Here is a 13,529-nt window from a genome sequence, read left to right as displayed (position 1 = left end):
CCGCTCTATTTGGACGCGGCCTGAGCCGCACCGTACACGGCCGGGTTCAGGCTGGGATCGTTGTACATCTTGAACTGATAATAGACCTTGGGGCGCTTGAGGCCTTCGGCGTAGTCATCCACAAGCTCCAGAACGCTGCGGCGCAGGTCCGCGCTCTGCTCCTGCAGAACGGCCAGCTTCTGCTGGCAGGAGCGGATGTGCTCCTCGCTGACGTCCGCGCGCTCGGTCTGCTCGCGCATGTGGAACATCTTCAGGCTGATGATGGACAGTCTGTCCACCGCCGCGCCGATGGTTTCGGTATTGTACCGCTCGGCGGCATTCTGCGGCAGGTGCGGCAAAACAAGCTCCACAATGCAGGCGTCCACCTTTTCCATATAATCATTGCGGGACTGGTTCAGCCCGTCGATATCGCGCTTGCACTGGGCGATGATTTCGGGGCCGACGTCCTTGCGGCGGGCTTCGTCCTCGACGTGCCACAGGCGGTAATTGCGCAGATGCTCGCGCGCGATGAGGGCGCGAAGGGTCGCGGGCGTAGCCTCACCCTCGGGAACGTCAATGTCCTCGGGCTCGGCCGTATGCCAGTCCGCAACATAGGCGACCTGCTCGGCGAAGCATTCCTCAAGCGTCTTCTTCAACTCGGCGAAGCCGGGTCTTGTCATCGTTTCAGAACCTCTTTGCTTACAAGCATATACACGGAAGCCGGAGCCTTGATGTGTCCGGCAAAATATTCGACATCCGGGCCACTGCCGCAGTACCAGTCGAGCCGCGCGCCCTTGATGGCGCCGCCCGTATCCTGCGCCAGCCCCAGACCAGCGATGCGTTCGCCCTCCTCGCCCGGCGCCTCCGGCGGAAAGTCCGCCTCAAAGGCCAGCACCGAACCAAGCGGCAGAAACTTAGGGTCTGTAGCCACGCTAACCTTCGGCGTCAACAATTTCCCCATCGCGCCGTAGGGGCCATCGGTCCCAACTCGGAAGAAAACATAGCTTGGATTGGTGGCGAGCAAATCGGGAATTTCCTCGGGATGCTCGGCCAAATAGTCGCGAATGCTCTTCATGCTGACGCCTTCACGGGTCAGCATGCCTCGCTGGATGAGTATCTTGCCAAGGCTTACATACTTGCGTCCATTTTTTCCGGCGTACAGGATGTGGTGCTTGGTGCCGTCCGGGTAGTGCAGCAGGCCGGAGCCCTGAATCTGCAAAAAGAACACATCGACAATATTCTTGGCCCACGCCACTTCCTCGCCGCGTCCGCGCAGCGCGCCTTCAAAGTCGATTTCCTGACGGTCGTAGTACGGGACGGGCTTGCCGTTTTCCATGCGGTAGACAAGGCGCTGACCCTTCCAGCGATGGTGAAAGTCGCCAAGGTCCAGCGTGCGCAGGTCCTCAGGCACGCCATAAAGTGGATAGCGGTATTCCGGGGTCCGCACGGGGCTGGCCTCGATGTAGGGCGCGTAATAGCCCGTCATCAGCGCGCCCTGCGACAGGCGGTACCACCGAAAATGCTCCGCCAACAGGTCCGGCTCCGCGTCGAGGCGCGGCAGCACCTCCAAAAGCTCCTCCAGACTGCGGCGCAGCTCGCCCCACGTCAGGGAGAAGTCCTCCACACGCACCGCCGTCGCGCCCTGCGGCTTGACGGACACATACGCCAAACTGCGGCGCACGCCCTCCTCCATGTCCATCCACGACTGCATATCCTGCCCAGCCGGGCGCATGCGCTCTGCGGTCTGGCGGGCGGCATTGTCGTCGGAAACGAAGGTCAGCGGCGGCGCTGGGGGTTTGGCACAGCCAAAAAGCGAAAAGAGCAGAATCAGGGCCAGTAGCCTTGCATATCGAAACATTGTCGCTCCCGATGAGAGGTCAGAGGATAAGCGTGGTCAGCGGGTGTACTCTATAACACCCTTGGCGCGCAGGCGGGTCAGATATGTCGGGGCCTCCGGTTCCACGAGCAGCAGGCCCATTTCGTCCTTGTGCACGGTAATCACATCCCCCTGCCCAAGGGCGACGCACTCCTGCCCGTCGATGGTCAGGAACACTTCCGGGTCCGGGTCCTCCACCACCACTTCAATGCGGCTGGCGGCGGGCAGCACCATGGGGCGGAAGGTGTTCATGAACGGACAAATGGGCGTGACGGTGACAGCCTCGATATCCGGATGCACAATGGGACCGCCTGCGGAGATGGAATAAGCTGTGGAGCCTGTGGGTGTGGAGAGCACCAACCCGTCGGCGCGCATGGTGCCAAGGCTTTCGCCGTCCACGCGCACGGTCAGGTTGATGAGCCGCGCCAAACAGCCCCGGTTGGCCACAATGTCGTTGATGACGGTACCCGCCGTCTGCCTGCCGTCCGCGTGCGCCACACTGTAGGACAGCGCCAGACGCCTGCGGACCTGCATGCGGCCCGCCAGCAGGCTGGTCAAAAAATCCTGCCAGCTGTCGCGGGGGACTTCCGTCAAAAAGCCAAGCCGCCCGAGGTTTAGCCCCAGCATGGGCGACGTACCCGCCACCTCGCGGGCAACGCCCAGCATGGTGCCGTCGCCGCCAAGGACAAGGACAAGGTCGCACCCATTCACAGTGCACGGCAGACTGCCCAGCCCCCGGTGATGCTCCACGGTTTCGGAAGTGACGCCGTGGGCGTCCAGCCAGCCAGCTATCTCGACGGCGAGGTCCGCCGCCTGAGCGTCGCGGGCCTTCGTTACGATGAAAATCTTCTTGATATCATTCAGCATAGAAGTCCTTACCTAGACAAAACCCGTCTACTATTCAAGAATCGTGATCCTTTCCCGACAGGAATATACCCCCGGAATGAAATTTTTTCATTTTTCCTGTATTTTTTCCTAAAGATTCGTTCAATCCGTGCCGATACCACAGGCAAGAGGGAACCAGTACGTGACGGCAAACTCATATCAGCTCAAAACAATGCTTCGGACCTACGGGCGGCAACTGACCAGTGCCCGGCGTCTGGAACGCTTCAAGCAATCGCTTGCGGCGACTGCCGCCGAGGACGACGTCCAGATATCCCGTCTGGCCAAGCGGCGTATGCTGGTAGAGCAAGTTTCTCGAGAAATCATTGAAAACCTTATGGCTGCGGGTAGCGACAACACCGTTGTACAAGAGATTCGCGCCGCGCTTGAAGCCGAGTTCGGAAACAGCATTGAGCTGACCTATCCTCCGGGCGAGGCCGACATGCGCATCTACAAGCTCACTGAGGACGGCCCCGAAGAAGTCTCAATCGAAGAGCGGAACCTCATCATCAAGCGCCTGTGGGACATCACTCTCGAAAAGGTCGACGACACGATGCTCTAGCTGCAATGCGAAAAGGGGGGAGAAACCATGAAAATACTCGGACCGCTCACCGGGCTCAAGACCTATGAGCAGGTCGAGAAACCCGGTTCAGGCCCCGGCAAGGGGCGCTCATCCAGCGCCCATACGAAAAAGGGCGACTCCGTAGAATTGTCCTCTGAAGGCAAGCTCTACAGTTCCGCCCTGAGCGAGGCGCAGACGGCTCCGGAAGTCCGCCGCGCCAAGGTTCTGGCCATCAAGGCGCAGGTTGATGCGGGAGAATATGTTCCGGACACCCGCAAAACCGCGCAAAAGATCGTTGAGGAGGATCTGGACCTGCTGATCTAGTCGGCGGGTCCGGTTCCCCCGGTCTCATCCTTCTGCCCTGCCGAAGGCACCTCGGTGCCGGGCGCGGGAAGCTCCCCACCCTCTCCGTGAATGTAATACCTGCTGGGGTACTTGGAATCCACCTGCGGCACCTGCAGGCCAATGCGGGCCTGATGGTTGACCATAATGGGGCCCGTCAGGTTCAGCGCGGTATGCTCCGGCTTGCCCTGCGGGATGTTGACGGTCACCAGCACCGCCACCTGTTCCGCGCTGTCCAGCTGCAGGATTTTCTGTTCGGCGTTGCCGAGTTTGATGTTGTAGTCCTGCATAAACGAAAACGGGTCGGCCACAAGCAGGCCAAGCTCCGGATGCGTAATGCTCTGCAGGATGAGAAAAGGCGAATCCTCGCGAAGCTGCACAAGGCTGAACTGCTTGCAGTCCTCAAAGCCTATAAGCCCGCGCGGAAAGGCAATCACACGCTCCATGTCCACGGTCAGCGTACCGAGCCGTGTCTGGATCACTTTTTCTTCTTTTCTGTCTGCCATAGCTGTGTCGCGGCGAACAAATCCTGATCTGACAGTTGGAGGGCGAGCTTATTTTGCTCCTGAACCCGTAAATACACTTCCTCACGATACACTGGCAGATCATCGGGCACTTCCAGCCCGATTTTGATCTGCTTCCCCTGCACGCTGAGGACGGTTATCTTGATGTCGTCCCCAAGGTAGATGCTCTCCCCTGGGCGTCGTGTTAAGATGAGCATGTCATCCCGAGTGCGTAAAAGTTTACCATAAGCCGCCCGGGTTATACCAGAGGCGGCCGGGGCGGCGATTCATTACATGAAGTTCGCCAGACTCATCCTCATGATCATGGACGACGACCTGAGCACCGTCTCGTAGATGATTTGCTGGTTGGCCAGCTGGGTCATCAGTTCACTGACGTCAGCATCCTCTACGTCGGACAGTCTGCTCGTTTCGTTGTGCTTCAGAGCGCCGAGGGTGTTCTCGGTAATCTGCAGGCGGTTTTCCGCCGCGCCAACGCGGGCGGCATTGGTCAGGATGTGCTTGGACACAGCATCAATCTGCTCCAAACTCTCCTGACAACCCTGCTGATTGTTCGTCTCCAGATAGCCCACCATCTCCCCGATGACGTCGAACATGTTCTGGTCCAGAGGCAATCCGGTGGCAAGAGTGACTCCACTCCCGCTTGGTGATGCATATACACCGCCAAAGATATCTTTGCCAATATTATTTATTTCAATCGACTCGTTAGGACCTATTTGCAGATCGATTTTTCCCGAGCGCGGCCGGACGAGGAACTGGCTGTCCGTGGAAATGGTATCGCCCGCTGCGCCGCCGGCAAGGTCCAGGTGACCGCCGGGCACATTAAAGGTCAGTTCACCGTCGGCCGCCACTGTGGCGGTCTGGCCCGTCTCCCACGTTGCGCCGCCGTCCATGGAGTAGGAATACTCCACCGTGTTGCCCGCGGTCAGGGTATTGCCCGAGTCCACACGCACCGTCACGTTGCCGCCGAATACGCCCGCCGCGCTGGCGCTCATGCCCGCAGGCAGATTGCCAAAATCCTGCACGCTGATGGAGTCCACGTCGTCGCCCTTGTAGCGGGCCGAGGGACGAACCCACAGGGTGGTGCCGTTGTTGTTGGTGGAGTCCACACTGGTATCCACCGCGTCCACATGCATGCCGTCATTAAGCGTCAACTGCGCGCCGCCGATGGTGATGGTCTTGTCGCCCGCGCCCGCCGGGATGGTTCCGGAGGAGAAGGTACGGCCACCGTCAGTGGAGTACTCGTAGTTGATGGCGGAGCCGCCGCCGATGTCGCCGGTATCCAAAAAACGCACAATGGCGGAACGCTCCAGTCCACCTGTCACGGAGAACTGCGGGTCGCCGTTTGCGTCCGTGGAATTGCCATCGCTGTCCGTCACCCACAGGGCACGCTCATAGGCCTGCGTGTCCGTCTTGTGGCCGGAAAAGATGTAGTTGCCCTGATACTCGGTGTTGCCAAGGGCGATAAGCTCGTCCAGCAGCTGGCGCGCCTCGTAGCTGGCCTGCTCGCGGTTGTCGTCGCTTATGGTGCCCGTTGCGGCTTGCTCGGCCAGCCCGCGCAGTTGCGTCAGGATTTCGTTGGCCTTGGTGAGCTTGTCGTCGGCCACGGCCAACCAGCCCTTGGCGTTGGTGACGTTCTCCTGATACTGCGCGATGGAGTTCAGGGTGTTGCGGTGGTCCAGTACCTGCACCATACCGGACGAATTGTCCGAGGGCTTGTTGATCTTCTTCTGGGTGGCGGCCTGCGTGTTCAGTTCCATCAAATCGGCAAGCGAAGAATTCATGTTGCCGATGAAGAACGTGAAACGGCTCCTGTGTGAAACTCTGATAGGCATGACGTGAACCTTCCTAGTTCTTGAGTGCCAGCACGGTTTGCAGCATCTGGTCGGCGGTGGTTATCAGCTTGGCCGCCGCCGTGTAGGAATGCTGAAACTTGATAAGATTGCCCATTTCCTCGTCGAGGTTGACTCCGGAGACCTCTTCCTGTCGGTCTTCAAGATTCTGGGCCAGCGTGTTGTTGAACTTGTAGTTGTATTCGGCGGCCGAGGTATCCGCACCAACGGTTCCGACGATGTTGTTGTAGTATTCGTTCAGGGTCTGTTCCGTACGCCCCTCGCGGCTGGTGCTGATGCCAACGTCCTTGTCCTTGAGCTTGGCAATATTGGTGGCGGTCACGCGGTCACCGAGGTTTGCCTCGCCCGCGCCGTTGACGTGCCCCATGGCCAGCAGTTCAGGGTCCTTGACAATGGCGGCGTTCAGCTCAAGGTCGCTGGCGCTGCTGCCCTGAAAATACGTGTTGATGCCAAGGCCGGCCAACAGACCGGATGAGTCCGAACCAAAGGCGAACTCCACATCGGGGTCGTCGCTCTGGATGCGCAGCTGCCCGTTGGAGACGGACGCTGTCACGTTGGCGCCAAAGGTATTGTTGATGGCCGTTGCCACATCGTCCAGCGTATGCACGGCGGGGTCAAAGCTTGCGCCGCCGCCAAAGTCAAGCGCGCCGCTGGAAATCACGGAACCGTCCGTGGAGTCGTAGACGAACATCTCCACGTTGCCCTTCTGGAGCTTGTCGCCAAAGGCAAGGCCCGACGAGTTGCTGCCAAGGGCCACGGACGAGGAGTTGACGGTGTAGGTCCCCGTCACATCGGTGAACTTCTGCTCGCCAACGCCCTGCGAGTGCAGGCGGTTCACTTCCCACGCCAGCGACTTGGCAAGGGCGTCCAAACGGTCCTTGTACTTGCCCACGTGCTGGTCGCGGAAGTGGAAGTAGCCGGTCAGGGAACCGCCGGTCAGGCGACGCTTGTCGTCTGCGCCGTTGCTGTAGGACTGCGGCGTGATGTTCATGGCCGTGGAGGTATTCTTGTACCAGTACAGGCCCGCCTTGGGCACGATGGTAAAGGAGTCTCCGGCCGAAAGATCTGTACCGGGGGCGGTTCCGGCGTCGCTTTTTTCACCGAACCAGATGTTCAGGTCGCCGACGCTGACCTTGCCACCCTCGGGGCGGGCGGAAAAATGCTTTTCGTTGCCGTCTTCATCGGTCATCCACGTCCGGCCGCCGTCAAGGGACACGCGGAAGGTTGCCGCGCCTGCGCCGCTGGAGACGTCGCCATCAGTGAGCACCTCAACGGTGTACTCAAAGTCGTCGCTGCCTTCGAAGTAGATTTCGCCATCAAAGCCGGAACCGGGGGTCAGGTTCGCGACGGTCTTGGCGTTCTCCATCGTAATTTCATAGGTCTGATTGCCGTCCACGAGGGTGTGCCCGGCCTTGGTCAGCACCGTGAAGTTGCCGCCACCGTTGTCGATGTAATCGATGTCCATACGGTTGGCGAGATCGCGCACCAGCTGGGTGCGCTGGTCCAGCAGCGAGTTGGCGTTGTTCTTGCCGGGATCGTGATGGATGGCGATTTCGGCGTTCACAGCGGCAATGTCGTGGATGAGATTGTTGATATCTTCCACTTCCTGCTCAATGAAGCCGTTCATCTGCTGCTGCATGCGCTCCATGTCGGACTGCGCCGTGTGGATGGCGCTCAGCAGCGTGCGGGTGTTGCCAAGCAGCGCTTCGCGCTTGGCCTGCGCCGAACCGGGGGCGGACAGGTCCTGCCAGTCGTTAAAGAACTGGTCCATAGACGAGCTAATGCCGCGGGTGGAGCTTTCGTTAAACAGGCCATCGACGCTGCGCAGGTTCTGCCACAGGGCGTCCCAGCGGCTTCTGTCGGCAACCTTCACCGTAAACTGCTGCTCAACGAACTCGTCGAAATACCGGACAACCTCCGTAGCGCGAACACCCGTTCCCATCTGGCCGGGACGATAGTCAATGCTGATAGCCTCTTCGAGGTTAACGCGCTGACGGCTGTACCCGGGGGTGTTAACGTTGGAGATATTGTTGCCGGTGACCTCGATTGCCGACTGAGACGCGAAAAGACCCAGTTTACCGATGTCGAGAATCGAGTTGACTCCGGGCATTAGAGCCTCCCTTTAAGCAGCGCGGCCTGGGGGTGGTGCTTGGCGTAGCGTCCACTGCGGCCGTAGGTGTTTTCCTGCTTGGGCTGAATCTGCTGGTGCATGAACTCCAGCATGCTGGTGCTCTGCTCCACAAGGGCAACGGCAAGCTGGGCATTCTTCTCCGCCTGTACGGCGCAGACCTGCTCCTTGGCGTCCACCTCGTCCAGCACGTCCTGAATGGGGGCGGCCTCCTCGGGCGTCAGCGTGGCGGTCAGGTCGGCCATGTTCGCCGCCTCGGGGACCATTTCCGTAACCAGCTGGCGCAGGTAGACGCGCTCCATGGCAATCTGGCGCAACAGCTCCTGCAGGGACAGCTCGATGCTGGTCACCTGCTGGGGGTCGTGGCCCGTAAGATGGGAAAATTCTTCCTCAAGCAATTCATGGAGGAAATCCATCGCCTTGTTCTGGCGGTGTATGTTTTCCTTGATTCGGCTCAACATGTACGCGCTCCGTTTATGCGTTGTCGTCTGCGGACGCCACGGCCTGCATGGTCTCCCGGACGCGCTCCGGGTTCATGGCCTGATCGCCCTGGCGCAGTTCAAAGTGGAGAATCGTTCCGGGTGCGCTCCCGGTATCTCCCATTGTTGCAATTTTCTGACCAGCTTCGACAACCTGACCAATTTCAACCAAATTTTTCTGGTTGTGCCCATACATACTGCGCCATCCGCCGGGGTGCTCTATGACCACGGTCTGGCCGTAGCGCCCCTGCTCTCCGGCAAAAACGACCTTTCCGCCCCAGCATGCGGCCACGGGGTCGCCCTCGCGCCCGGCAATATCAAGGCCGGGGTGCCACTCCCGTGCGCCGGTCACCGGGTCCGTCCGCCACCCGAATTCGCCCTGCACCGTTCCAAGCGCGGGCCACGACAGGGCCCCCCGCTCCACCGGTGCGGCAGGCGCCGCAACGGGCTCGGCCTTCAGGTCCGGGGGCGCACCTGCCGAGGTGCGGGCGTGCTGGTACTCGATGCTCGCGGCAAGCTGCATGGCCTTGGCCATCAGTTCCGGCGGCGCGGCGGCTGGCAGGCGGTCCTTCTTGACGGACGCGACCACGGCGGCGTCATCAACCACGGCCTGCGGCTCGCGCACGGGTTCGGGCGCCGGGGCGGCGGGGCGCTTGGCCCCGCCCTCCTCCGGTTCGGAAACCACCTCAAGGGGCGGCTTCTTTTTGATATTGATGCCCGAGGCCTGCGCCGCATCCGCACGTTCCGGCATCTCCAGCGGATTCAGTTCCTCCGGAGACTTGCGCACGGTGCGCGCGGTACGACTGCCGTCAAGGAGCTGCTCGCGCAGCTGGTTGAACAGCATATCGCCAATGCCAACGCCCCCGGAGTCTGCGAGCTTTTCGGCCAGCTTCTGGTCGAACATGCCCACGTAGAACTTTTCCTCACGGCTATGGAGGTAGCCCTCCTGCGGGACATTGGTGCGCATCTGCTTCCACAGCTTATTGATGAACACCGCCTCGAAGCCCTCGCATGCCTTGCGGAGCTTCTTTTCTTCCGTCTCGCCGGTGGCGAGCTGGCGCCGCAACTGATCCAGACCCAGCTTACGCTTCAGCGCTTCGCTCTGGTCGGCCTGCATCATGGCGGCTTCGGCATTCAGCTTCGGGCCTACCATTTAGATGACCTCCAATTCCGCGTGCAGAGCGCCAGCGGACTTGAGCGTGCGCAGGATGGAGATAAGGTCGCGCGGGGTTGCGCCAATGGAGTTCAGGCCGTCCACCAGTTCCTGAAGGGTTGCCCCCTCCATGAGCATGAGGCGCTTGTTCTCTTCCTGCACGGCGATGTCGGTCTGCGGTGTAGCCACGGTCTCGCCGCCGCCAAAGGGCGCTGTGGGCTGGGACACGTCCTGTCCCTCGCGCACCACAATCTGCAGGCTGCCATGGGCCACAGCCACCTTGGACAGGCGAACGTCGCGCCCAAGCACCACGGTGCCGGTCTTTTCGTCCACCACAACCTTGGCCTTGCCCTGCGGGCTGACTTCCAGATTCTCAAGGGATGCCATCAGCGGGACGAGGTTGCCACGGAACTCCTCGGGAATGGCGAGTTTGATGGTGGCGATATCATCGGCGCGGGCATACTCCTGCCCCATGGTCTGGTTGATCTTCTCAACCACATCCATGGTGGTGGAAAAATCGGGGTTGTTCATATGCAGAACCATTTCGTCCTGCGTGTTGAACTTAAAGGGCACGGCGCGCTCCACTGTGGCGCCGTTGGGGATGGCTCCTACGGTGGGGATGTTCTTCTGCGCGGATGCGGCCTGTCCGTCAACGGACATGCCGCCAAGAACCATCGGCCCCTGCGCCAGCGCGTAGATTTTGCCGTCAATGCCCTTGAGCGGCGTCATCAGCAACACGCCGCCAAGCAGACTGCTGGCGTCGCCAAGGGACGACACCGTCACATCAAGCTGGGAGCCGGGACGGGCGGAAACCGGCATCTTGGCCGTCACCATCACCGCGGCCACGTTCTTGGGCTGGAGGGTGGCGCTGTCTACGGCCACACCCATCTTTTCCAGCATGTTGACCATGGACTGGATGGTGAAGCGCGATTTCTTCTTGTCGCCGGTGCCGCTCAGACCAACCACAAGGCCGTAGCCCACCAGCTGGTTGGAGCGCACACCTGCAAAGGTGGCCAAATCCTTCAAACGCACGGCCTCGGCCTTGGCGGGCCACAGGCAGCTTCCCGCAGCCAGCACAAGCGCCAGCGCAAACGTCATAATGTGCACCAGTGTCCTGTCGGCAGGACGGCGCGGAATCTGGCGGTGTGCGGTAATGCCTTGGTTCATGTCTCTCTCCGGTTTCTCGATGCGAGCGCGGCTAGAAGGGCCACGCATTATCCAGCAGACGGGTCAGCCAGCCGGGACGCTGCTTGTCGGCAAGCACGCCCTGACCGTAGTACTCAATCTGCGCATTGGCGATGTAGTTGGACGTGACGGAGTTGTCCGGGCGGATGTCCTTGCCGCGCACGAGTCCACGAACCACCAGTACCTGCGTCTCGTTATTGACCTTCACCTGCCGCGCGCCTTCAATCTGCATCAGGCCGCCGGGCATCACGCGGACCACGCGCGCCGCCACTGTGGCGGAGACGTTGGACGTGCGGCTCGTCTCGCCCGTTCCTTCAAAGGTATTGGCTACGGTGCCGCCAACGATGGGCGTCTCGCCCACGTTACCGATGCTGCCCACGCCGGGAAGCTCCGCCTTGGAGCGGCCCCAGAAGCCGGTGATGTTCATGCTCATGGTCGAGTCGCGGTCCGACGTGGTATCGGCGGTGTGCTTGCCGTTGGACGTCTCGACGATGTTCACCTGCACAATGTCGCCAACGCGGCGGGCGCGGTTGTCCGAGAACAGGAACCCCGCGTCATCCGGGCTGTACAGCGAGCCGGGGTTCACCTCCGGCGGCGGCGCCTGTTCCATGGGCCTGTTAAGCACGGGCATGGGCTGGCTGACTTTCTGCTGCGGCGTGCACCCAAACAGGGCAACAACGGCCAACAGGAGTATCACGTTCTTTCTCATTGTCTCCTTCCTCCATATTGGGCCGTGCTAGCGCACGACCACAGAACCGCCGTCGCGGACGACGCCGGACACCTCGCGGTTGCTTTGCAGATTGCGCACCACGATGGTTTCGCCGAAGCGGCCGTCCTCAAGGGCCTTGGCCGTCACGGCAAGCTGAATGTTCCGCCCTTCAAAAAGCAGCGTGACCTTGTCCCCGCGCGAGACCAACGGCACATCGTCGAGAATCTCGGCGTAGATGACCTGCCCTTCGCCCACGGAGCGCATCACTCGCACGCCCATGGTCTTGCCGTCCCACGGCGCGTTGCGCAGGTAGGCCACGTTCTTGCGCATGAAGGTCACCTTATCCGGCGTCACGGTTTCGCGGCGGTTCAGCGGCTTGGCCGCACACGCCACGGAGCGCCATGAGTCCACAAACGCGGTACCCGTCATGCGGCGGCACAGCCGCCCGTCCATGGTCATCTCCAGAATCTGCAGCGAAAGACGCCCCGGCTCTATATCGCCGGTGATCTCGTACTTCAGCGTATTCTGGCTGTCGCTCAGGAACACATAATCCGGCAGGCGGTAATCCCGCAGGGAATTCTCGCCGGGCATGGCCTTCAGCTTGGGCGTCAAGGTTTCGACGATGCCCTTGATGAGTCCATCGCGCCGCACCAGCCTGCCGCCCTTCTGGACCACGAGGCGACCGGGCAAAATGCACAGTTCGCCGTAGTCCTCAAGGTAGTAGTCCATGATGCGCTGCAGCTTTTCACGGGGGATGCTGGTCTGGTCGCCGCGCTCACGCGGGGCCTTCCACAATTCCGTGGCCGCCAGCACCTTCCACTCATCGGGCTTCAGGTTGCCCACGGGGGACGCAATCTCGCCAAGACGCACGACATCGCCCTGCACCACTGCGGCGTCCCGGACGGCGATGCGCCACGTTGGCCGCGTCTCCCCGGCCTGCGCCACGGCAACGAACAGCCAGCACAGCACAACCAGCGCCCCAATAAGGGTCGCCAGCACCGGAGCAAAGTCCGACAGCCTGCGTCCTGCTGCGGTGTCGCGTGTCATATTCATCGCATCCTCCTTGGCTCGGTCATGCTATCGCTTCAGCTGGTTGGCAATCTGGAGCATCTGGTCCGAGGTGGTCACAGCCTTGGAGTTCACCTCGTAGGCGCGCTGGCCAACGATCATCTGCACCATTTCGTCAACGATTTCGACGTTGGACATTTCAATGAAACCCTGAGCGACGGTGCCAACGTTGTCCTCGCCCGGGGTGCCTTCGGTGGCGTCGCCGGATGCCTCGGTCGGCAGATACAGGTTCTTGCCGATGCTGTTGAGGCCTGCGGGATTGACGAAGGTGTAGAGCGGGATATCCGTTGCCGCCAGTTCCTCGCCGTTCTTGTCCAAGGCCGCCATATGGCCCTTGTCCGTGATGACGATGTTGGCGGTGTCCACCGGCACGGTGAACTCGGGCTGCAGGGTGTAGCCGTTGGCCGTCACAACAGTGCCCTCGTTGTCCAACTTGAACGCACCGGCACGGGTGTAGGCCTGCTCACCGTTCATATCCACCTGAAAGAAGCCATCGCCCTCGATGACCATGTCCAACGGATTGTTGGTGTTCTGAAAGTCACCCTGGGTGAAAAACTTGTGTACCGTCGTGGGTTTGACACCCATACCAACCTGCAGGCCGGTGGGGGTGAAGCCGCCGCCGTCGGTCGGGGAACCCGCCATTTTGAGGTTCTGGTACATCAGGTCCTCGAACTCCGCCCGGCTCTTTTTAAAGCCAATGGTATTCACGTTGGCGAGGTTGTTCGAGATGACGTCAATGTTGAGCTGCTGGGCGACCATGCCCGTCGCGGCCGTCCATAAGGATCGCATCAT

General features: G+C 60.9%; 15 protein-coding genes. 2 read left to right on the top strand and 13 right to left on the bottom strand.

All coding sequences use genetic code 11. The features are described from left to right. Positions 1–5: 5 nt before the first annotated feature. Genes ACYQ2T_RS06900 through ACYQ2T_RS06890 form a run of 3 tightly spaced genes read right to left on the bottom strand, consistent with a single transcriptional unit; the run spans position 6 to position 2,722 of the window. Positions 6–659, bottom strand: coding sequence for a DUF4254 domain-containing protein (locus ACYQ2T_RS06900; protein ID WP_459899540.1), 654 nt, complete (start codon positions 657–659; stop codon positions 6–8). Beyond that, entirely contained in the window at positions 656–1,837 is a 1,182-nt protein-coding gene (gene mltA / locus ACYQ2T_RS06895; RefSeq protein WP_459899538.1) for a murein transglycosylase A, read from the bottom strand. Before mltA ends, ACYQ2T_RS06900 begins: the two co-directional genes overlap by 4 nt. A 36-nt stretch (positions 1,838–1,873) precedes the next feature. Then, the gene (locus ACYQ2T_RS06890; protein WP_459899536.1) at positions 1,874–2,722 is read right to left on the bottom strand and encodes an NAD(+)/NADH kinase; all 849 of its coding nucleotides are present in this window, start codon (positions 2,720–2,722) and stop codon (positions 1,874–1,876) included. Between the two features lie 160 nt (positions 2,723–2,882). On the opposite strand from ACYQ2T_RS06890, the gene ACYQ2T_RS06885 reads away from it, so the two are divergent. Beyond that, positions 2,883–3,299, top strand: a complete 417-nt coding sequence (locus ACYQ2T_RS06885; RefSeq protein ID WP_459899534.1) for a DVU0524 family FlgM-associated protein — start codon at positions 2,883–2,885, stop codon at positions 3,297–3,299. Positions 3,300–3,326: 27 nt separating this feature from the next. Next, entirely contained in the window at positions 3,327–3,623 is a 297-nt protein-coding gene (gene flgM / locus ACYQ2T_RS06880; protein ID WP_404844704.1) for a flagellar biosynthesis anti-sigma factor FlgM, read from the top strand. Here flgM and fliW read toward each other — a convergent pair. The 10 genes from fliW to flgG form a co-directional block, all read right to left on the bottom strand. After that, positions 3,620–4,147, bottom strand: a complete 528-nt coding sequence (fliW, locus tag ACYQ2T_RS06875) for a flagellar assembly protein FliW (RefSeq protein ID WP_459899531.1) — start codon at positions 4,145–4,147, stop codon at positions 3,620–3,622. The two genes, flgM and fliW, sit on opposite strands and share 4 nt — an antisense overlap. Continuing rightward, positions 4,120–4,362, bottom strand: a complete 243-nt coding sequence (gene csrA, locus ACYQ2T_RS06870) for a carbon storage regulator CsrA (protein WP_404844702.1) — start codon at positions 4,360–4,362, stop codon at positions 4,120–4,122. Before csrA ends, fliW begins: the two co-directional genes overlap by 28 nt. 72 nt (positions 4,363–4,434) lie before the next feature. Then, the gene (gene flgL, locus ACYQ2T_RS06865; RefSeq protein ID WP_459899529.1) at positions 4,435–5,997 is read right to left on the bottom strand and encodes a flagellar hook-associated protein FlgL; all 1,563 of its coding nucleotides are present in this window, start codon (positions 5,995–5,997) and stop codon (positions 4,435–4,437) included. Between the two features lie 13 nt (positions 5,998–6,010). Further along, positions 6,011–8,125, bottom strand: a complete 2,115-nt coding sequence (flgK, locus tag ACYQ2T_RS06860; RefSeq protein WP_459899527.1) for a flagellar hook-associated protein FlgK — start codon at positions 8,123–8,125, stop codon at positions 6,011–6,013. After that, the gene (locus ACYQ2T_RS06855; protein ID WP_459899525.1) at positions 8,125–8,604 is read right to left on the bottom strand and encodes a flagellar protein FlgN; all 480 of its coding nucleotides are present in this window, start codon (positions 8,602–8,604) and stop codon (positions 8,125–8,127) included. The genes flgK and ACYQ2T_RS06855 overlap by 1 nt, the downstream gene beginning before the upstream one ends. Positions 8,605–8,617: 13 nt before the next feature. Further along, positions 8,618–9,775: a peptidoglycan DD-metalloendopeptidase family protein gene (locus ACYQ2T_RS06850; protein ID WP_459899523.1), complete on the bottom strand. Its 1,158-nt coding sequence runs from the start codon at positions 9,773–9,775 to the stop codon at positions 8,618–8,620. Next, a complete protein-coding gene (locus ACYQ2T_RS06845) occupies positions 9,776–10,873 on the bottom strand; it encodes a flagellar basal body P-ring protein FlgI (RefSeq protein WP_404845212.1) in 1,098 nt (365 codons plus the stop codon). A 100-nt stretch (positions 10,874–10,973) separates the two neighbouring features. Then, a complete protein-coding gene (locus ACYQ2T_RS06840; protein ID WP_459899521.1) occupies positions 10,974–11,669 on the bottom strand; it encodes a flagellar basal body L-ring protein FlgH in 696 nt (231 codons plus the stop codon). 27 nt (positions 11,670–11,696) lie between these two features. Further along, entirely contained in the window at positions 11,697–12,722 is a 1,026-nt protein-coding gene (gene flgA / locus ACYQ2T_RS06835; protein ID WP_459899519.1) for a flagellar basal body P-ring formation chaperone FlgA, read from the bottom strand. A 24-nt stretch (positions 12,723–12,746) separates the two neighbouring features. Beyond that, positions 12,747–13,529 (bottom strand): flagellar basal-body rod protein FlgG, encoded by a 783-nt coding sequence (gene flgG / locus ACYQ2T_RS06830; RefSeq protein WP_404844695.1) that lies wholly within the window; start codon positions 13,527–13,529, stop codon positions 12,747–12,749.

The organism is Desulfobaculum senezii, assembly GCF_054657395.1.
The sequence above is the reverse complement of the archived record's forward strand: the minus strand, read 5'-3'. Positions and strand labels throughout refer to the sequence as shown.

Coding starts and splice junctions, on each gene's coding strand:
- ACYQ2T_RS06900 (WP_459899540.1), bottom strand. CDS start 659: ATGACAAGACCCGGCTTCGCCGAGTTGAAGAAGACGCTTGAGGAATGC.
- mltA (WP_459899538.1), bottom strand. CDS start 1,837: ATGTTTCGATATGCAAGGCTACTGGCCCTGATTCTGCTCTTTTCGCTT.
- ACYQ2T_RS06890 (WP_459899536.1), bottom strand. CDS start 2,722: ATGCTGAATGATATCAAGAAGATTTTCATCGTAACGAAGGCCCGCGAC.
- flgM (WP_404844704.1), top strand. CDS start 3,327: ATGAAAATACTCGGACCGCTCACCGGGCTCAAGACCTATGAGCAGGTC.
- fliW (WP_459899531.1), bottom strand. CDS start 4,147: ATGGCAGACAGAAAAGAAGAAAAAGTGATCCAGACACGGCTCGGTACG.
- csrA (WP_404844702.1), bottom strand. CDS start 4,362: ATGCTCATCTTAACACGACGCCCAGGGGAGAGCATCTACCTTGGGGAC.
- flgL (WP_459899529.1), bottom strand. CDS start 5,997: ATGCCTATCAGAGTTTCACACAGGAGCCGTTTCACGTTCTTCATCGGC.
- flgK (WP_459899527.1), bottom strand. CDS start 8,125: ATGCCCGGAGTCAACTCGATTCTCGACATCGGTAAACTGGGTCTTTTC.
- ACYQ2T_RS06855 (WP_459899525.1), bottom strand. CDS start 8,604: ATGTTGAGCCGAATCAAGGAAAACATACACCGCCAGAACAAGGCGATG.
- ACYQ2T_RS06850 (WP_459899523.1), bottom strand. CDS start 9,775: ATGGTAGGCCCGAAGCTGAATGCCGAAGCCGCCATGATGCAGGCCGAC.
- ACYQ2T_RS06845 (WP_404845212.1), bottom strand. CDS start 10,873: ATGACGTTTGCGCTGGCGCTTGTGCTGGCTGCGGGAAGCTGCCTGTGG.
- ACYQ2T_RS06840 (WP_459899521.1), bottom strand. CDS start 11,669: ATGAGAAAGAACGTGATACTCCTGTTGGCCGTTGTTGCCCTGTTTGGG.
- flgA (WP_459899519.1), bottom strand. CDS start 12,722: ATGAATATGACACGCGACACCGCAGCAGGACGCAGGCTGTCGGACTTT.
- flgG (WP_404844695.1), bottom strand. CDS start 13,529: ATGATGCGATCCTTATGGACGGCCGCGACGGGCATGGTCGCCCAGCAG.